This is a genomic window from Nonomuraea corallina, from assembly GCF_027620315.1.
Taxonomy (GTDB): Bacteria; Actinomycetota; Actinomycetes; order Streptosporangiales; family Streptosporangiaceae; genus Nonomuraea; species Nonomuraea corallina.
Map to the genome: position 1 here is coordinate 1 of NZ_JAPNNL010000163.1, position 16,642 is coordinate 16,642.

Sequence of the window (16,642 nt, forward strand, 5' to 3'; positions counted from 1 at the left end):
CCGGCCAGCGCGTCGAGCACCGGCGACGGCCACAGCCTCCTCGCCACTCGCAGCAGCAGCCGCCCCTGCGTCCGCGCGGCCTCCCGCTGCGCGGGCGACGCCGTCCTGGCGTCGGCCTCGGCGTCGAGCAGCTCCCATGGCCGCCCGTCCCCGCCCGGGACGCGGGAGGCCAGTAGGCAGGCGGCGGCGGCGAGGGCCGCCGCGAGCGCGCCCGCGGTGTGCAGGCGCCCCCGCAGGAACGACGACAGGGACGGCAGGTCGTGGACGAGCCCGAGTGCCACGGCCTGTTCGGCCCCGCCCGAGTGGGCGTGCCCGCCCGCCGGGAGCCGGGAGTCGGTGAGCAGGAGGATCGCCGGGTGCATCAGAAGAGGAAGTAGCGCTGGGCCAGCGGCAGGGACGGGGCGGGCGCGGGTTCCACGGGTTCGCCGTCGACGCGTACCTCGAACGTGTCCGGCGCCACCTCGATGCGCGGCAGGGCGTCGTTGAGCGGCATCGTGTCCTTGCCGCGCCGCCGTACGTCGGCCACCGGGACGATCCGGCGGCGCACCGCGAGCCGGTCGGCGAGCCCGGACTCCACCGCGAGCGGCGCCACGAAGTGCAGCGACGTGGCGGCGGCCGTCACCGGCGCGGCGCCGAACATGGGCCGCGGCAGCACCGGCTGCGGCGTCGGGATCGAGGCGTTCGCGTCCCCCATCTGGGCCCAGGCGACCACGCCGCCCTTGAGCACCAGGGTGGGCTTGACCGCGAAGAACGCCGGGTCCCACAGCACCAGGTCGGCCAGCTTGCCCGGCTCCACCGAGCCCAGCTCCGCGTCCAGCCCGTGCGCGACGGCCGGGCAGATCGTGTACTTGGCGACGTAGCGGCGGGCCCGCAGGTTGTCGGCGGCGCCGTCGCCGAGCCGCCCCCGGCGGGCCTTCATCACGTGCGCCGTCTGCCAGGTGCGGATGACGGTCTCGCCGACGCGGCCCATCGCCTGCGAGTCGGAGCCGATGATGGAGATCGCGCCGAGGTCGTGCAGCAGATCCTCGGCCGCCATCGTGGTGGGCCTGATCCTCGACTCGGCGAACGCCAGGTCCTCGGGGATCGACGGGTTGAGGTGGTGGCACACCATCAGCATGTCGAGGTGCTCGTCGAGGGTGTTGACGGTGTGCGGCCGGGTCGGGTTGGTCGACGACGGCAGCACGTTGCCGTACGAGGCGACGCGGATGATGTCCGGCGCGTGCCCGCCGCCCGCCCCCTCGGTGTGGTAGGCGTGGATCGCCCGGCCGGCGATCGCCGCCAGCGTCGACTCCACGAAGCCGGCCTCGTTCAGCGTGTCGGTGTGGATCGTGACCTGCACGCCGGTCGCGTCGGCGACGGACAGGCAGGCGTCGATCGCGGCGGGCGTGGTGCCCCAGTCCTCGTGCAGCTTGAAGCCGGAGGCGCCCGACCTGAGCTGCTCCAGCAGCCCTTCCTCGCTGACCGTGTTGCCCTTGCCGAGCAGCGCGAAGTTGAGCGGGTAGGAGTCGAGCGACTCCAGCATCCGCTCCAGGTACCAGGTCGGGGTGACGGTGGTGGCCTTGGTGCCCTCGACCGGGCCGGTGCCGCCGCCGACGATCGTGGTGACGCCGGAGCCGATGGCCTCGTCCAGGATCTGCGGGCAGATGAGGTGGACGTGCGAGTCGACCGCGCCGGCCGTGAGGATCTTGCCGTTGCCGGCCAGGATCTCGGTGGACGGGCCGATGACGATGTCCACCCCGTCCATGGTGTCGGGGTTGCCCGCCTTGCCGATGGCGGTGATGCGGCCGTCGACGACGCCGACGTCGGCCTTGACCACGCCCCAGTGGTCGAGGATCACGGCGCCGGTGATGACCAGGTCGGCGGCGCCCTCGGCGCGGGTCGCCCTCGACTGGCCCATCGACTCGCGGATGACCTTGCCGCCGCCGAACACGGCCTCGTCGCCCGCCCCCGCGGGGCCCATCGAGCGGTCCTCGGTGACCTCGATGAACAGGTCGGTGTCGGCCAGCCGGACGCGGTCGCCGGTGGTGGGGCCGTAGAGCGCGGCGTAGCGGGCCCGGGAGATCTCAGCCATCGAGCGCTCCCGCCTGCTCGGGCCGCAGCCCCGGCACGATCCGGCGGCCGGCCAGCGGCACCAGCGTGACCTCGCGCGCCACGCCGGGCTCGAACCTGACGGCGGTGCCCGCCGGCACGTCCAGCCGCATCCCCCAGGCGGCCTCCCGGTCGAAGTCCAGCCCCGGGTTGGCGGCGGCGAAGTGGTAGTGGGAGCCGACCTGTACGGGCCGGTCCGCCGTGTTCACCACCCGCACCGTCACCCGCGGCCTGCCGGGGTTCAGCGGGATGGGGTCCTCGGGGTGCGCGTACTCGCCCGGGATCACGGGATCGGCCTGTGCACGGTGACGAGCTTGGTGCCGTCGCGGAACGTCGCCTCGATCTGCACGCTGTCCAGCATCTCGGGCACGCCTTCCATGACGTCGTCCCGGCGCAGCACCGAGCGTCCCGACTCCATCAGCTCGGCCACCGTCCGGCCGTCCCGCGCCCCTTCCATCAGGAACGACGCGATGACCGCGGTGGCCTCCGGGTGATTGAGCCTCAGGCCGCGGGCCTGGCGCTCACGGGCCACGCCGGCGGCGACGTGGATGAGCAGTCGTTCCTGCTCGTGTGGGGTAAGCCGCATGGCCCGGACCATAGGAAGCGTCCGTTTCCGCGACGTTGCCGCGCCATGTCGGGCCGGTTTCCGCCGCTGAGCAGCCCGGATGACGAACGCACGCGTTCGGGCGAGGACGTGGCAATCGGCAATTAACACGCGGGATCTATCCGTGACACGCGAGGGAGTCACCTTTCTTCCAATGGCAGGTCGGCAGGAAGGAACTGCTGGTGCGAACCCCCCGCGTCCTCGTCTCCGCGCTTCTCCTCAGCACCCTGGCGGCCTGCGGGTCGCCGCCGTCCGGGTCCGGCTCCTCCGCCGACGCCGAGGGCGAGATCAAGGTCGGCGTCCTCCACTCGCTCAGCGGCACCATGGCCATCAGCGAGGTCACCGTACGGGACGCCGAACTGCTCGCCATCGAGGAGATCAACCAGGCGGGCGGCGTCCTCGGCAAGAAGCTCGTCCCGGTCGTCGAGGACGGCGCGTCCGACTGGCCGACCTTCGCCGAGAAGGCGACCAAGCTGATCAGGCAGGACAAGGTGGCCACCGTGTTCGGCGGCTGGACGTCGGCCAGCCGCAAGGCCATGCTGCCGGTCTTCGAACGCTACAAGTCGCTGCTCTGGTATCCGGTGCAGTACGAGGGCCTGGAGAGCTCCCCGAACATCTTCTACACCGGCGCCACCACCAACCAGCAGATCATCCCCGGCCTCGACTACCTCAAGGAGCAGGGCAAGAAGAAGATCTTCCTGGTGGGCAGCGACTACGTCTTCCCGCGCACCGCCAACAAGATCATCAAAGCGTACGCGGCCGCGAACGGGATGCAGGTGCTCGGCGAGGAGTACACCCCGCTCGGCCACACCGAGTACTCCACCCTCGTCAACAAGGTCGTCCAGGCCAGGCCCGACGCCGTCTTCAACACGCTCAACGGCGACTCCAACGTCGCCTTCTTCAAGCAGCTCAAGAGCGCCGGCGTGAGCGCCGAGGCGATGCCGGTGCTGTCGGTGAGCGTCGCCGAGGAGGAGGTCAAGGGGATCGGCGTGGACAACATCGCCGGCCACCCCGTCGCCTGGAACTACTACCAGACCACCGACACCCCGGCCAACCAGGCGTTCGTCAAGGCGTTCAAGGCCGCGTACGGCGAGGACAAGGTCACCAGCGACCCGATGCAGGCCGGCTACAACGCCGTCCACCTGTGGGCCGAGGCCGTCAAGAAGGCCGGCACGACCGAGGTCGAGGCCGTCAAGAAGGCGGCCGGCGGGATCGCCCTGGAACGCCCCGAGGGCCTGGTCACCATCGACGGCGAGAACCAGCACCTGTACAAGACCGCCCGCATCGGCGTCATCCGGCCCGACGGCCTGATCGAGCAGGTGTGGGACTCCGGCGAGCCGATCAAGCCCGACCCGTACCTCAAGGGGTACTCCTGGGCCGGCGGGCTGGCGGCGGAGTGATGACGGCCGTCGTCAACCAGCTCCCCATCGGGCTGTCCATCGCGGCCGTGCTGCTCCTGGTGGCGCTCGGGCTGACGGTCACGTTCGGCCAGATGGGCGTGATCAACATGGCGCACGGCGAGTTCATCATGGCGGGCGCGTACACCGCCTTCCTGCTCCAGGACCTGCTGCTCGCGCTGCCCGCGGCGTTCCTGGTCGCCGGGCTCATGGGCCTGGCGCTGGAGCGCGGCGCCATCCGCCACTTCTACGGCAGGCCGCTCGACACGCTGCTGCTCACCTGGGGCGTCAGCCTGGTGCTGCAGCAGCTCGCCCGCGACCTGTTCGGCGCCCCGAACGTGCAGGTACCCGCGCCGTCGTGGCTGTCCGGCGGCCTCGGCATCCTCCCGTACAACCGCCTGTTCATCATGGCACTCGCCGTCGCGGGCGTGGCCGGCATCTGGCTGTACCTCACCCGTACCAGGCTGGGACGGCGCACGCAGGCGGTCGTGCAGAACCGGCGGCTGGCCGCCACCAGCGGCATCGACCCCGGCCGGGTGGACATGCTGACCTTCTTCATCGGCTCCGGGCTGGCCGGGCTCGCCGGGGTGGCGCTCACCCTCATCGGCCCGGTCGGGCCCGCGCTCGGCACCTACTACATCGTCGACGCCTTCCTGGTGGTGGTCGCGGGCGGGCTCGGGCAGCTGCGCGGGGCCGTGCTCGCCGCCGTCGGGCTGGGGCTGCTCAACTCGTACGCCGAGTTCTGGTCCGACGCGAGCCTGGCCAAGGTGCTCGTGTTCGCGGCCGTCATCGGCTTCCTGCAGGTGCGGCCCCAGGGGCTGGTCGCCCTGAGATCGAGGGCGCTGACATGATCAGAAGGAACCTGCCGTTCGCCGCCATCGCGGTGATCGCCCTGGTCGCCGCCCCGCTGCTGCTGGAGCCGTTCCGGCTGAGCCTGCTCGCCAAGTACCTCTGCTACGCGATCGTGGCGCTCGGCATCGGGCTGGCCTGGGGGCAGGGCGGCATGCTCACCCTCGGCCAGGGCGTCTTCTTCGGCCTCGGCGGCTACTCGATGGCCATGTACCTCAAGCTCAGCGAGAGCGGCGGCGGCCTGCCCGACTTCATGGTGTGGAGCGGCGTGGAGGAACTGCCCGCGCTCTGGACGCCGTTCGCCAACCCGGTGTTCGCGCTGACCATGGCGGTGGCCGGGCCGGTGCTGCTCGCGGTCGTGCTCGGCACGCTCGTCTTCAGGCAGCGGGTACGGGGCGCGTACTTCGCGATCCTCACCCAGGCGCTCGCCGCCGCCATGGTCATCCTGCTCGTCGGGCAGCAGGGGCTGACCGGCGGCACCAACGGCATGACGAACTTCTTCGAGCTGTTCGGCGCCGACCTGGCCGAGGACTCCACCCAGCGGGTGCTGTACCTGGTGGTCGCGGGCGTGCTCGGGGTGCTCTACCTGGCCACCCGGCAGCTGGTGAACAGCAGGTTCGGCAGGCTGCTGGTCGCCGTGCGCGACGGCGAGGACCGGGTGCGCTTCCTCGGGTACGACCCGGCCCTGGTCAAGACCGTCACCTTCGCCGTATCCGCCGGTCTGGCCGGGCTCGCCGGAGCCCTGTTCGTCCCGGTCGTCGGCATCATCTCGCCCGCCCTGCTCGGCGTCGTCCCGTCCCTGGAGCTGGTCGTCGCGGTCGCCGTCGGCGGCCGGCAGGTGCTCGCCGGGGCGGTGCTCGGCGCGGTCGTCATGGGCTACGCCCAGACCACGTTCAGCGAGCAGTTCGCCAACGGCTGGCTCTACCTCCAGGGCGCGCTGTTCATCCTGGTCATGACGCTGGCGCCGAAGGGCATCGCCGGCCTTCTGGGGAGGTTGCGCCGTGCTCGAACTGCGTGACGTGCGAGTGGTCTTCGACGGCTTCCACGCCCTCGACGGCGTGGACCTCACCGTCGCCGACGGCGAGCTGCGCTTCCTCATCGGCCCCAACGGCGCCGGCAAGACCACCCTCATCGACGTGATCACCGGCCTGACGAGACCTGCCGCCGGGCGGGTCAGGTTCGGCGGGTACGACCTGGTCGGCCGGAAGGAGCACCAGATCGTCCGGCTCGGCGTCGGCCGCACCTTCCAGACCTCGGTCGTCTTCGAGGAGCTCACCGTCCTGGAGAACCTCGACCTGGCCGCCTGCTTCAGGAAACCGCTGTGGTCGCTGGCCCGGCGGCGGCGAGGCGTGTCGGACGCCGTCGCGGAGGCGCTCGCCAGGACCGGACTCGAACCGCTCGCCGGCCGTTCAGCCGGGGTTCTCTCCCACGGCCAGCGCCAGTGGCTGGAGATAGGCATGCTGCTGGCACAGCGGCCCCGCCTGCTCCTCCTGGACGAGCCCGTCGCCGGGATGTCCAAGGACGAACGGGAGCGTACGGGACAGCTGCTCACCGAGATCGCCGACGACCACACGGTGATCGTGGTGGAGCACGACATGGAGTTCCTGCGCCGGCACGCCTCGGCCGTGACGGTGCTGCACGAGGGCAGGGTGCTCGTTGAGGGGTCGGTGGAGCAGGTCAGCGCCGACCCGCGGGTGCAGGAGGTCTACCTGGGGAGGAGGCCCAGCGATGCTGTCGGCAAGTGAGCTCGAATCCGGCTACGGCAGGGCCCGGGTGCTGTTCGGCGTCTCGGTCGACGTCGGCCCCGGGCAGCTCGTCTGCGTCATGGGACGCAACGGCGTCGGCAAGACGACGCTGCTCAACACCATCATGGGCGTGCTGCCCGCGACCTCCGGCACCGTCACCTTCGACGGCCGCGACGTCACCCGGCTGCCCACCCACGAGCGGGCGCGGCTCGGCATGGGATACGTGCCGCAGGGCCACCAGTGCTTCCCCCAGCTGTCCGTGCTGGGCAACCTGCTGGTGACCATGGAGGCCGCCAGGACCGGCAAGGAGTCCGTCGACTCGGCGCTGGACCTCTTCCCCGGGCTCAAGCCGCTGCTCAAACGCCGGGCCGGGCACCTGTCCGGCGGCCAGCAGCAGCAACTCGCCATCGCCCGCGTGCTCGTCACCCGGCCCCGGCTGCTCATCCTCGACGAGCCCACCGAGGGCATCCAGCCGTCGATCATCCTGGAGATCGAGGAGGCCATTGAACGCCTGCACGCCTCCGGGCTCGCCGTGCTCCTCGTCGAGCAGTACCTCGACATCGCCGTCCGGCTGGCCGACCGGTTCGTCATCCTCGACGCCGGCCAGGTCGTGCGCACCGGCGACGCCGAGGACCTGCACGGCGAGGACGTCCACCGGCTCCTCGCGGTGTGACCGTCACCCCGCCGCCCACCGGCGGGCCGACTCGACGATCTCGTCCAGCCGCCCGCCGTGGGCGCCGTGCCAGTAGACGTGACCGCACTCCCGGCACCGCCCGTACGCGTCGTAGCTGCGCCTGGTCCCCGCCTCCAGCAGCGCCGCCACCTCGCCCTTGGACGCGGCCACCAGCTCGCCGTTGCACGCCGTGCAGCGCGTCCACGGCCGCAGCGGCGGCGCGAACCGCTCCAGCAGGTCGCGCAGCTGGTCGTCCGGCCGCGACCCGCGCACGTACGCGCCCAGCCACAGCGCCCGGCGGCGCAGCAGGCCGCGGTCCTGCGTCAGCAGCACCCGCCGCTCCGCGTTGGCCTGCACCACCAGCGCCGGGTCGTCCATGTCGTTGTGGTAGGCGGTGTCGAGGCCGAGCAGCCGCAACCGCCTGGCCAGCGTCCCCAGGTGCACGTCCAGCAGGAACCGCGCCTCCGGCAGCGGCTGCGGCCGGGGCACGGCCGCGACGTCCACCACGTCCCCCGGCCTCGGCACGTACGCCGGCGACACCCCGCGGTCCCCGGCCGTCATCGGGCCCACCTCGGTCAGCGGGACCCCGGCGGACTCCACGTGGTGGCCGAGCGTCGACGACCCGTCGGTGACGACCGGCCGCTCCGGCTCCCTCCGGCTCGCGGGAAGGAACAGCAGCAGCTCCGGAGCGAGGCGAAGAAGCGCCGTCCTTCCCGTCACAGCACCCATTGTGCCGCGCCCGCGCGCAGGCCCGGTCACAGCGGCAGCCGCCACTGCAGCCACTCGTCGAGCGGCCGGAAACCCATGGCCTCGTTGATCGCCCGCATGTGCCGGTTCTCGCCGGCGTTGTAGGTGACGATCCGGTCGATCCCCGGCTCGTTCTCGCGTAGCCGGAACAGGTTGGAGAGCTTGAGCAGCAGGCCGAGCCGGTGACCGCGGTGCTCCTTGAGCACGGTCGTGTCGCCCTGGTGGCCCCAGCGGTCGGCACGGCCGGCGTCCAGGTAGATCCGGGTGATCCCGGCGGGCGCGCCGTCGGAGGCGCGGCGGGCGAGCACGCTGTAGCAGTCCTCGCCGTCCCGCCGCATCCGCTCCTCGGTGGCGCGTATCCGGTCGACCGGCAGCCGCTTGGCCTCCACGCCCGCGTCGTGCGGCGCGTCGTTCATGCCGTCGAGCACCGCCGCCAGCGCCGGCAGCAGATCGTCAGCGGCCGGTCCGGTCCAGCGCTCGAGCAGGTAACCGCCGGGTTCGGGCATCAGGCGGGCGAGCTCGTCCAGGTCGGCCCTACCCAGGTCGAGCACGCTGCGGGTCTCGTGGAGGGCCACCGAGCAGCCGCGCGCGGCGGCGAAGGCGGACCCCGGACCGCCGGCGCGCGTGACGTCGGTGATCAGCAGATCGCGGCCGGCCGCCCGCGCCCGTCCGACGGCGTGATCCAGCAGCGCGGTGCCCACCCCCCGGCGCTGCCGCCCCGGGTGGACCGTCAGCGTGAACAGGGTGGCCAGGTGCGGGTTGTCGTAGCGGGGCAAGCCCAGCGCGTAGCCCGCGACGATCCGGCCGTCCTCGGCCACGGCCCACGCCTCGGCCCTGGACCCCGGCGACCCCTCCAGGAGGTAGGCGCAGAACCGCGTCCGCGACCACAGCGGCCGCGGAACCTCCGCCACGCTCGCCGCGTACGTCTCGTAGAGCCCGGCGGCCTGCTCGCCCGTCTCGATCCGCTGGATCAGCATGGGGACCAGACAAGCGCACCCCCGCCCACCCAGGCGAACGATTTACTGGCGGTAGTTCTCCACCTGGCTCGCCGGACGGGCCGACGCGCCGTCAGGGTCCTCACCCGCGCCGCGCCGGGCGCGCCGCTGCCGCAGCAGGTCCCAGCACCGGTCCAGCGCCGCCTCCAGCTCCTTGACCCGGGCGTTCTCCTCGTCCGTGGCCAGCTCGCCCGCCATCAGCCTGTCGCGCAGGTCGTGCTCCTCGTCGACCAGAGCCTTGATCCGGCCCAGAATCTCGTCGTCCCGCATACCGGGGACTCTAACCCGCGCGTGATACAACACGCGCTATGCCTGGACTCGCCGTGGTAAGGAAGCCCGGCCCCCGCATCGCCGAGGGCATCGTCACCAACATCGCACGCGAGCCCGTCGCCCCCGCTCTCGCCGCCGAGCAGCACGCCGCCTACGTCGCCGCGCTCGCCGCCGCCGGCTGGCGCCCCGTGCACGCCACCCCCGCCGACGACCTGCCCGACGCCCCGTTCGTGGAGGACACGGTGGTGGTGTCCGGCCGGCTCGCCGTCCTGACCCGGCCGGGCGCGCCGGAGCGGCGGCCCGAGGTCGAATCCGTCGAGCAGACCGTACGGGACCTCGGCCTGAACGCGGTACGGATCACGCGGCCGGGCACTCTCGACGGCGGCGACGTCCTGCAGGTCGGCGAGACCGTGTACGTCGGCAGGTCGGCGCGGACCAACGACGACGGCATCGCCCAGCTCGCCGCCCTGCTCCCCGAACGCCGGGTGGTCCCTGTCGAACTGTCCGGAGTGCTCCACCTGAAGTCGGCCGTGACCGCGCTGCCCGACGGCACCCTCATCGGCGACCCCGCCCACGCCCGGCTGCCCGGCCTCCTGGTGCCGCCGGAGGAAGCGGGCGCGCACGTCGTGCCGCTCGGCGGCGACACCGTCCTGATGGCGGCCTCCGCACCGCGCACCGCCGAACTGCTGGAGCAGCGGGGTCTCACCGTCGTGGCGGTCGACATCTCGGAATTCGAGAAGCTGGAAGGCTGCGTCACCTGCCTGAGCGTGCTCGTACCTGAAGACTCTCAGCATGTGAGAAGGTGACCGGTCCACGCCGAGACGTCTGATACCGTGAATCGCATGCTGCGCGGCCTCCTTCTTAGCTGCCGCGGCGAGGGCCTCTGAAGGCCGGCTCCCTCGCCGCGGAGCCAGTCATGCGCGTCGGCCGCTCTCTCGACCGACATCCAGGAGCGATCCGATGACAGCCCAGCAGCCCAGCCGCATGCCGTTCCAGCGCTACCAACCCTTCGAGCCGATCCGGCTGACCGACCGCACCTGGCCCGACCAGGTCATCACCAAGGCCCCGCGCTGGTGCGCCGTCGACCTGCGCGACGGCAACCAGGCGCTGATCGACCCGATGGACGCCCACCGCAAGCTCCAGATGTTCGAGCTGCTGGTCCGGATGGGCTACAAGGAGATCGAAGTAGGCTTCCCCGCCGCCTCCCAGACCGACTTCGACTTCGTACGCCAGATCATCGAAGAGGGCCGGATCCCCGACGACGTGGTGATCCAGGTGCTGACCCAGGCCAGGCCCGAGCTGATCGAGCGCACCTTCGAGTCGCTGCGGGGCGCCAAGCAGGCCATCGTCCACCTCTACAACTCCACCTCCACGCTGCAGCGCCGGGTGGTGTTCGGCATGGACAGGGAAGGCGTCACCGCCATCGCCGTCGAAGGCGCCAAACTGGTCAGGAAACTGGCCGAGGCCACCGACGTCGACATCTTCTACCAGTACTCGCCCGAGTCGTTCACCGGCACGGAGCTGGAGTACGCCGTCGAGGTCTGCGACGCGGTCAACGAGGTGTGGCAGCCCACCCCCGACCGCAAAGTGATCATCAACCTGCCGGCCACGGTCGAGATGGCCACCCCCAACGTCTACGCCGACCAGATCGAGTGGATGCACCGCAACCTGAAGCACCGCGACTCGATCATCCTGTCGCTCCACCCGCACAACGACCGCGGCAGCGCCGTCGCCGCCGCCGAACTGGGCTACATGGCCGGCGCCGACCGCATCGAAGGATGCCTGTTCGGCAACGGCGAGCGCACCGGCAACGTGTGCCTGGTCACGCTCGGGATGAACCTGTTCTCCCAGGGCGTCGACCCCGAGATCGACTTCAGCGACATCGACGAGATCCGCCGCGTCGTCGAATACTGCAACCAGCTACCCGTCCACCCCCGCCACCCGTGGGGCGGCGAACTGGTCTACACCGCCTTCTCCGGCTCCCACCAGGACGCCATCAAGAAAGGCTTCGAACACCTGGAGGCCGACGCCGCCGCCGCGGGCGTCCCCGTCGACGACCAGACCTGGGCCGTCCCGTACCTGCCCATCGACCCCAAGGACATCGGCCGCACCTACGAGGCCGTCATCCGGGTCAACAGCCAGTCCGGCAAGGGCGGCGTCGCCTACATCATGAAGGCCGACCACCAGCTCGACCTGCCGCGACGGCTGCAGATCGAGTTCTCCAAGGTGGTGCAGGCGCGCACCGACGCCGAGGGCGGCGAGATCACCCCCGCCCAGATGTTCGCCATCTTCCAGGACGAATACCTGCCCACACCCGGCAACCGCTGGGGCCGCCTCGGCCTCATGGCCCACCGCCACGACTCCACCGTCGACGAGAAGGTCCGCATCAACGCCGACGTCCGCGTCGAAGGCGAGATCCGCGAACTCGAAGGCATCGGCAACGGCCCCATCTCCGCCTTCATCGACGCCATCTCCGCCGCAGGCATCAAAGTACGCGTGCTGGACTACGTCGAACACGCCCTGAGCGCCGGCACCGACGCCAAAGCGGCCTCCTACCTGGAGTGCGACGTCAACGGCACCGTGCTGTGGGGGGTCGGCATCGACGCCAACACGACCACCGCCTCACTCAAGGCCATCATCTCCGCGGTCAACCGCGCATCCCGCTGACCGCTTCCCCACCGGCCCCGCACGACCTGCGGGGCCCCGGTGACCGGCGCACCGCCCACAAGGCCCGACGCCGCACCATTCCTCGACCGCGCCCCGCTGACCATGGGGGTGCGGTCGAGGTGTTTCACCGGGGGTTGAGGGCGCAGGCGTGGATGTGGCTGTAGCGCTTCTGGGCGATGCGCATGAGATCGGTCAGATCCTTCATGGCATCCCGGCCTTTGGCGACCTGCGTCAGATAAATATCGATCATGCGCTCTGTGCCGCCACAGGTGAATTTGGCGCTCACCCGATAAGGCTGCTCGGCCAACAGCCCGTCAGTCAGATAAGCGGCCATGCCGTCACCCAGATCGGCGGGAAGCCGGATTCCTCCATGCCGTGTATAGAGGCTATGCCGGTCTCTGAGAACAAAGTTCAGATGCTCTTGACTGGTCCCACCACCCACTTGGAGCCAACTCACTTCCAGAGGACTGGGGTTCGTATCAGAAGTCCGGCATTCACCGCTGTCCTCGTTCCCGGTGGTCCTCTCTGTATAAGCCCCGGTAAGGCCACTTGCGAGCCTAAGAGCTTCCTCCGGGACTAGCCTGCAGATGTACGGGGGGATATTCACGATCGGCTGGAGGGCAGAACTCGGCGTGGATGCGATGTCATTCTTGGGACTGCAGGCTACGGCAGCAAGTATGAAAATAGTTAGTCCCAGAGTCGGACGGGATCCCGTCATTTTTCGCCTTCTGAGGTGGAGGGTCTCAGCTCGAGATAAGTCCTCGTTGAACTTGAGTCACCGAGATCTGCGCTGAAACGGCCGAGTAGATCACTACCTCCGCCCTTCGTTCGAGCCCATGCGAGAAAGTCGCTGTATTCCTCTGGGCTCATTTGAGAAAAATCCTTGATTCTTGGAGGGGTGCCGGTTACAAATGTCCGATCACTGATCGATGCGTCCTCGAGCATCCCCTTGTTCAGCATGGTTGCGCTAATCATTTGCTCCGCCAGTCGCTCCACCGCCAAACGGTTGTCGGCCAGCGTTCGGTAGGCCTCGTCCAGAGTACGCGTCCGTGGTGACATCCGCTGGGCGACTTGTTCTGAAACTTCGCTATACGCTGCTTCTGCGAGCTTTTCATATCCCGCCCCGATTATTTCGCCGAAAGCTCCATTGGCGAGTGCGCCCATCGACTTGGCTCCGGGTATCGGGAGCACTCCTATCGCATCCCCCACCATCGTTTTCAGTGAATCGTCCGCCTTTTGGTCGTTGAACCCTTGAGCGATGAGTACTTGACGACGGGTCTCAATGAGATGCTTGAACGGGGTTGCTTCCTCGACAATGCGATCCATCAAGTATTGCAAAGTGTCAGTCTTGTCGATGCGCCCGTTACTATTGAGGTCGAACTCCTTGACCTGCTCTATCGTCAAGCCGAATCGTTCGGCGTTGGAAGCATTCAGGCCTACAGGAGGAGCGTCGGCAAGTGCGGCTCGCATCTGTTCTGTTTGCGCTCTGATCATTGCTTCGAAGCCTTGATCGCTGGACGTGGCCAGCACCAACGCATACGACATGTCCTGAGGTGCTACCTGGCCGAACGCCGCCCGGTTCAGGTAGAGCCTGGACAGTTGGTCGATGTGGGCTGAGATGGCGCGGGCCAGCGGATAGCTCAAGGGGGCATATCGATCGAAGATCTCCCGATCTCTCATCTCCAGGTTGTCGCCGCCCCGCTGAAACGCCTCGCGGATCTCGTCCGAGGTGGTTTTGATCAGCTGGGCGGCCAGTTTCTTGCTGATCGAGTCCTGGCCGGTGGTCGCCGTGATGAGCATGCCGGAGATCGGTTCGTAGTCGTCCAGGTAACGGGACGCACCCCACCGGGTCGTCAGCAGATAATCCAGCACGGATTCGTTCCACCCGGCCGGAGTATGGTCGAGCAGGGCGTGGGAAGCCTCCCGGCTGGACTTCGCGGCGTGGAACAGGTCCTCCACCATCGACGAGCTCTTCGTGACCAGCCCTCTTGTCGGGGCTCCCGGCCTCATCAGGGTGCCGAGGCCCAGCGAGCCGGCCAGGTCGACGATGGGAATCTGGGCGGTTCCGAAGGCGCGGCCCAGCGGGTCCTGGCTCGCCGCCCATGTGTCCTGGCGTTGTTCGCGCTCGTACACGATCACGTCGCGCCCGACGACCTCCATGAACTTCTTCGAGTACGGCGGCGTCCCGTCGTGCGCTCGCCAGATGAGCGCCTGGGCCTGGTATCCCAGGTACGTCCCGCCGTCGTCCGTCGCGTGCTGGGCCCGTCCTTCCCGCACCAGGTCGTCCAGGAAATCGTCGCCCAGGTACGCGGGATTGTCCGGGTCGGTGCCCTTGGCGAGCGAGATGCTCAGCATGCTGAGGACGTTCCTGCTCGAGACGGCGAGCCGGGTTTTACGCTCGGAGTCGTCGCGGTTCATGGCGTCACGCAGCATCGTCGTGACCGAGCCGACCATCCGCGTGACCCCCCGGGCGCCGATCGCGGCGAGAAACGCGTTCACGAATTCCGGGTCGCCTGCTCTCGATACATATTTCTCCAGTTCTGCCAGTGCCTGCTCGTCACCCTCGGCGGCCCGCAGTGCGGCCCGGCCGGCCACCGTGCCGTCCAGCAGGTCCTTGGCGTCCTCGAGCCGGTCGGGCATCTCTATGAAGCTTCCGGCGGAGGTGCTCCTGCCGAAGGCGGCCTTCTGGCGCTGCAACTCGTGGACGAGCTGCTGGCGCCGCCTCAGGTCTTCGGCCTGGGTGGTGATCCGCCGGGCGAGTTCGCGCAGTCGCGCCGCCGGGGCGGTGTCGAGTCCGGCCCCACGCAGTTCGCGGTGCAGCGTGCGGGCCAGTTCTTCCAGCCGGCCCGCCGCTTCGGCGTGCTTGCTGGTCATCGTGTCGAACTCGGCCTGCTTGACCCCGCTGAACCCGCTCATGTCGCGTCCGGGATCGAGGCCAGTTTCGCATTGGCGCTGTGCACGGCCTGCTCGAGCATCGCCTGGAGTTCTCGCTGGTCGGCGTGGACCTGGGCGTCGAACCGGGCACCGGTCGGCCCCACCCAGGCGTCGCTCTCCATGAGGCGGCAGGAGGGCGTGAGCGCCCACCAGTGCTCGTCCGACAACCGCTGGATCCGCTCCGCCGCGGCCCGCATCACGTCGCGATCGAGGTCAACCACGATGATCCCCTCGTACGGCTCGCTCCACCAGAACCAGGTCAGGAGGCGGCGTCCCCCCATGTCGCAGACCGTAATCAACAACACGTCAACAGAACAAGCGAAAGGACGCTGAAAGCATGAGTACGTCAGAGAAGTGTTCGATAATATCCTGTTTTGCCCGGTGCGGCGTGGCACAGAATCCACCCGATGGAGCGAGATAGCCTCCAACCAACGTTACGGTCTGGTAGAGATGGGATCTTCCGTCGGTCTTGTCGGGTAAGAATTGGCTGTGACCCACGGATATCCTTCCCTCACTGAGAATGAAACCCGACGGACTCTCGTTGAACATCAGCTGAAACAGTCGGGGTGGGGCCGGGACCAGATGGTCGACGAGTACACCATCACGGACGGAAAGATCATGGCCGCCGGAGGCAGGCCGAGGCGGGGAGCACAACTGCGTGCGGATTACGCGCTTGAATACCGGCCGGGTCTGCCTATCGCGGTGGTGGAGGTCAAGCGGACGTCCATCAGCTCGGACGACGGCGTCGAGCAGGCCAAACGGTACGCCAAGAAGCTTCAGGTGCCCTTCGCCTATGCCACGAACGGTCAGCGGATCCAGGAGATCGACCTCGACACTGGGCTTATCACGGAGATCGACAGCTACCCTTCGCCGGCCGAGCTCTGGGAGCGCTACCGCCAGGCCAAGGGGCTCGATGTACGGCTCGCCACCGACCTCGTGCTGACTCCATTCGACCAGACGCTCAAGAACTGGGACAACAGCCCGAAGGTCCCCCGCTACTACCAGCGGCTGGCGGTCAACAAGGCGGTAGAGGCCATCGGGCGAGGACAGGAACGAGTCCTGCTCGTTCTGGCCACCGGGACGGGCAAGACGCTTGTGGCCTACCAGATCGTCAAGAAGCTATATAACGGCGGTTGGATCAAGGGCCGTCGGCCGCGGGTCCTCTATCTTGCCGACCGGAATATCCTCGTGGACCAGCCCAAAGACGAATATTTCGTGCAGGGGTTCGGCGAAGCCGTCCACAAGTTGGGCGGCGGGGTGGCGAAACTTGGACGTGACATCTACTTCGCGCTCTATCAGTCCCTCGATCAGCAAGGGAAGGAGACGACGGGCGACCGTAAGGCACTGTTCGAGCAGTTCGACAGAGACTTCTTTGATCTCGTCATCGTCGACGAGTGCCACCGGGGGAGTGCCAAGGACAACTCCAACTGGCAACGCATCCTGAAGCACTTCGCGTCCGCCGTGCAGATCGGCCTCACCGCGACGCCGATCAGCGAACGCGACGCCGACACCTTCGAGTACTTCGGCAAGCCTGTCTACGAGTACTCGCTCAAGGACGGCATCGAAGACGGCTTCCTCGCCCCCTACCGGGTGCGTCGGGTGAACATCAACGTCGACGTCAGCGGTTGGGCACCAGAGCCGGGCCAGCTTGACAACTACGGCAACGTCATCCC

18 protein-coding genes are annotated in these 16,642 nt (G+C 68.9%); 8 read left to right on the forward strand and 10 right to left on the reverse strand.

The annotated features are described in order from the left end of the window. The 4 genes from OUY22_RS29365 to OUY22_RS29380 all read right to left on the reverse strand — a co-directional run. Nucleotides 1-362, reverse strand: a 362-nt coding sequence (locus OUY22_RS29365) for an urease accessory UreF family protein (RefSeq protein WP_333486814.1), incomplete at its 3' end; no start/stop codon positions are given. Beyond that, on the reverse strand, nt 362-2,071 hold the full coding sequence (locus OUY22_RS29370; RefSeq protein WP_270158444.1) for an urease subunit alpha: 1,710 nt from the start codon (nt 2,069-2,071) through the stop codon (nt 362-364). The genes OUY22_RS29365 and OUY22_RS29370, both read right to left, overlap by 1 nt. Then, nucleotides 2,064-2,375, reverse strand: coding sequence for an urease subunit beta (locus tag OUY22_RS29375; protein WP_270158445.1), 312 nt, complete (start codon nt 2,373-2,375; stop codon nt 2,064-2,066). Before OUY22_RS29375 ends, OUY22_RS29370 begins: the two co-directional genes overlap by 8 nt. Further along, a complete protein-coding gene (locus OUY22_RS29380; protein ID WP_270158446.1) occupies nt 2,372-2,674 on the reverse strand; it encodes an urease subunit gamma in 303 nt (100 codons plus the stop codon). Before OUY22_RS29380 ends, OUY22_RS29375 begins: the two co-directional genes overlap by 4 nt. Before the next feature lie 200 nt (nt 2,675-2,874). Between OUY22_RS29380 and urtA the strand changes: the two genes are divergently transcribed. Genes urtA through urtE form a run of 5 tightly spaced genes read left to right on the forward strand, consistent with a single transcriptional unit; the run spans nt 2,875 to nt 7,356 of the window. Beyond that, nucleotides 2,875-4,092 (forward strand): urea ABC transporter substrate-binding protein, encoded by a 1,218-nt coding sequence (urtA, locus tag OUY22_RS29385; protein ID WP_270158447.1) that lies wholly within the window; start codon nt 2,875-2,877, stop codon nt 4,090-4,092. After that, nucleotides 4,092-4,940, forward strand: a complete 849-nt coding sequence (gene urtB, locus OUY22_RS29390) for an urea ABC transporter permease subunit UrtB (protein ID WP_270158448.1) — start codon at nt 4,092-4,094, stop codon at nt 4,938-4,940. The genes urtA and urtB overlap by 1 nt, the downstream gene beginning before the upstream one ends. After that, nucleotides 4,937-5,956 (forward strand): urea ABC transporter permease subunit UrtC, encoded by a 1,020-nt coding sequence (gene urtC, locus OUY22_RS29395; protein WP_270158449.1) that lies wholly within the window; start codon nt 4,937-4,939, stop codon nt 5,954-5,956. The genes urtB and urtC overlap by 4 nt, the downstream gene beginning before the upstream one ends. Next, on the forward strand, nt 5,940-6,683 hold the full coding sequence (urtD, locus tag OUY22_RS29400) for an urea ABC transporter ATP-binding protein UrtD (RefSeq protein ID WP_270158450.1): 744 nt from the start codon (nt 5,940-5,942) through the stop codon (nt 6,681-6,683). The genes urtC and urtD overlap by 17 nt, the downstream gene beginning before the upstream one ends. Then, nucleotides 6,667-7,356 (forward strand): urea ABC transporter ATP-binding subunit UrtE, encoded by a 690-nt coding sequence (gene urtE / locus OUY22_RS29405; protein WP_270158451.1) that lies wholly within the window; start codon nt 6,667-6,669, stop codon nt 7,354-7,356. The genes urtD and urtE overlap by 17 nt, the downstream gene beginning before the upstream one ends. A 3-nt stretch (nt 7,357-7,359) precedes the next feature. Here urtE and OUY22_RS29410 read toward each other — a convergent pair whose 3' ends face one another. Genes OUY22_RS29410 through OUY22_RS29420 form a run of 3 tightly spaced genes read right to left on the reverse strand, consistent with a single transcriptional unit; the run spans nt 7,360 to nt 9,368 of the window. Then, entirely contained in the window at nt 7,360-8,085 is a 726-nt protein-coding gene (locus tag OUY22_RS29410) for a Mut7-C RNAse domain-containing protein (protein WP_408638221.1), read from the reverse strand. Between the two features lie 26 nt (nt 8,086-8,111). Continuing rightward, nucleotides 8,112-9,080 carry a GNAT family N-acetyltransferase gene (locus OUY22_RS29415; RefSeq protein WP_270158453.1) on the reverse strand — a complete coding sequence of 323 codons (969 nt, stop codon included), beginning with the start codon at nt 9,078-9,080 and terminating at the stop codon, nt 8,112-8,114. 42 nt (nt 9,081-9,122) lie between these two features. Next, on the reverse strand, nt 9,123-9,368 hold the full coding sequence (locus OUY22_RS29420) for a DUF2630 family protein (protein ID WP_270158454.1): 246 nt from the start codon (nt 9,366-9,368) through the stop codon (nt 9,123-9,125). Nucleotides 9,369-9,406: 38 nt separating this feature from the next. Between OUY22_RS29420 and ddaH the strand changes: the two genes are divergently transcribed. After that, entirely contained in the window at nt 9,407-10,174 is a 768-nt protein-coding gene (gene ddaH, locus OUY22_RS29425; protein WP_270158455.1) for a dimethylargininase, read from the forward strand. A 154-nt stretch (nt 10,175-10,328) separates the two neighbouring features. Then, entirely contained in the window at nt 10,329-12,035 is a 1,707-nt protein-coding gene (gene leuA / locus OUY22_RS29430; protein ID WP_270158456.1) for a 2-isopropylmalate synthase, read from the forward strand. Between the two features lie 124 nt (nt 12,036-12,159). Here leuA and OUY22_RS29435 read toward each other — a convergent pair whose 3' ends face one another. The 3 genes from OUY22_RS29435 to OUY22_RS29445 all read right to left on the reverse strand — a co-directional run bounded on the left by OUY22_RS29435 (nt 12,160) and on the right by OUY22_RS29445 (nt 15,250). After that, on the reverse strand, nt 12,160-12,369 hold the full coding sequence (locus tag OUY22_RS29435) for a hypothetical protein (protein WP_270158457.1): 210 nt from the start codon (nt 12,367-12,369) through the stop codon (nt 12,160-12,162). A 380-nt stretch (nt 12,370-12,749) separates the two neighbouring features. Next, the gene (locus OUY22_RS29440; protein WP_270158458.1) at nt 12,750-14,951 is read right to left on the reverse strand and encodes a hypothetical protein; all 2,202 of its coding nucleotides are present in this window, start codon (nt 14,949-14,951) and stop codon (nt 12,750-12,752) included. After that, nucleotides 14,948-15,250: a hypothetical protein gene (locus OUY22_RS29445; RefSeq protein ID WP_270158459.1), complete on the reverse strand. Its 303-nt coding sequence runs from the start codon at nt 15,248-15,250 to the stop codon at nt 14,948-14,950. Before OUY22_RS29445 ends, OUY22_RS29440 begins: the two co-directional genes overlap by 4 nt. Before the next feature lie 208 nt (nt 15,251-15,458). Here OUY22_RS29445 and OUY22_RS29450 point away from each other — a divergent pair. Next, nucleotides 15,459-16,642: DEAD/DEAH box helicase family protein (locus OUY22_RS29450; RefSeq protein WP_270158460.1), on the forward strand; the 1,184-nt coding region annotated here is incomplete at its 3' end.

Excerpts from the sequence above, each read along its gene's own strand:
- urtC (WP_270158449.1), top strand. The coding sequence starts at position 4,937 with ATGATCAGAAGGAACCTGCCGTTCGCCGCCATCGCGGTGATCGCCCTG.
- OUY22_RS29415 (WP_270158453.1), bottom strand. The coding sequence starts at position 9,080 with ATGCTGATCCAGCGGATCGAGACGGGCGAGCAGGCCGCCGGGCTCTAC.
- leuA (WP_270158456.1), top strand. The coding sequence starts at position 10,329 with ATGACAGCCCAGCAGCCCAGCCGCATGCCGTTCCAGCGCTACCAACCC.
- OUY22_RS29370 (WP_270158444.1), bottom strand. The coding sequence starts at position 2,071 with ATGGCTGAGATCTCCCGGGCCCGCTACGCCGCGCTCTACGGCCCCACC.
- OUY22_RS29410 (WP_408638221.1), bottom strand. The coding sequence starts at position 8,085 with ATGGGTGCTGTGACGGGAAGGACGGCGCTTCTTCGCCTCGCTCCGGAG.
- urtE (WP_270158451.1), top strand. The coding sequence starts at position 6,667 with ATGCTGTCGGCAAGTGAGCTCGAATCCGGCTACGGCAGGGCCCGGGTG.
- OUY22_RS29435 (WP_270158457.1), bottom strand. The coding sequence starts at position 12,369 with ATGGCCGCTTATCTGACTGACGGGCTGTTGGCCGAGCAGCCTTATCGG.
- OUY22_RS29420 (WP_270158454.1), bottom strand. The coding sequence starts at position 9,368 with ATGCGGGACGACGAGATTCTGGGCCGGATCAAGGCTCTGGTCGACGAG.
- urtB (WP_270158448.1), top strand. The coding sequence starts at position 4,092 with ATGACGGCCGTCGTCAACCAGCTCCCCATCGGGCTGTCCATCGCGGCC.
- OUY22_RS29445 (WP_270158459.1), bottom strand. The coding sequence starts at position 15,250 with ATGGGGGGACGCCGCCTCCTGACCTGGTTCTGGTGGAGCGAGCCGTAC.
- OUY22_RS29380 (WP_270158446.1), bottom strand. The coding sequence starts at position 2,674 with ATGCGGCTTACCCCACACGAGCAGGAACGACTGCTCATCCACGTCGCC.
- ddaH (WP_270158455.1), top strand. The coding sequence starts at position 9,407 with ATGCCTGGACTCGCCGTGGTAAGGAAGCCCGGCCCCCGCATCGCCGAG.
- OUY22_RS29440 (WP_270158458.1), bottom strand. The coding sequence starts at position 14,951 with ATGAGCGGGTTCAGCGGGGTCAAGCAGGCCGAGTTCGACACGATGACC.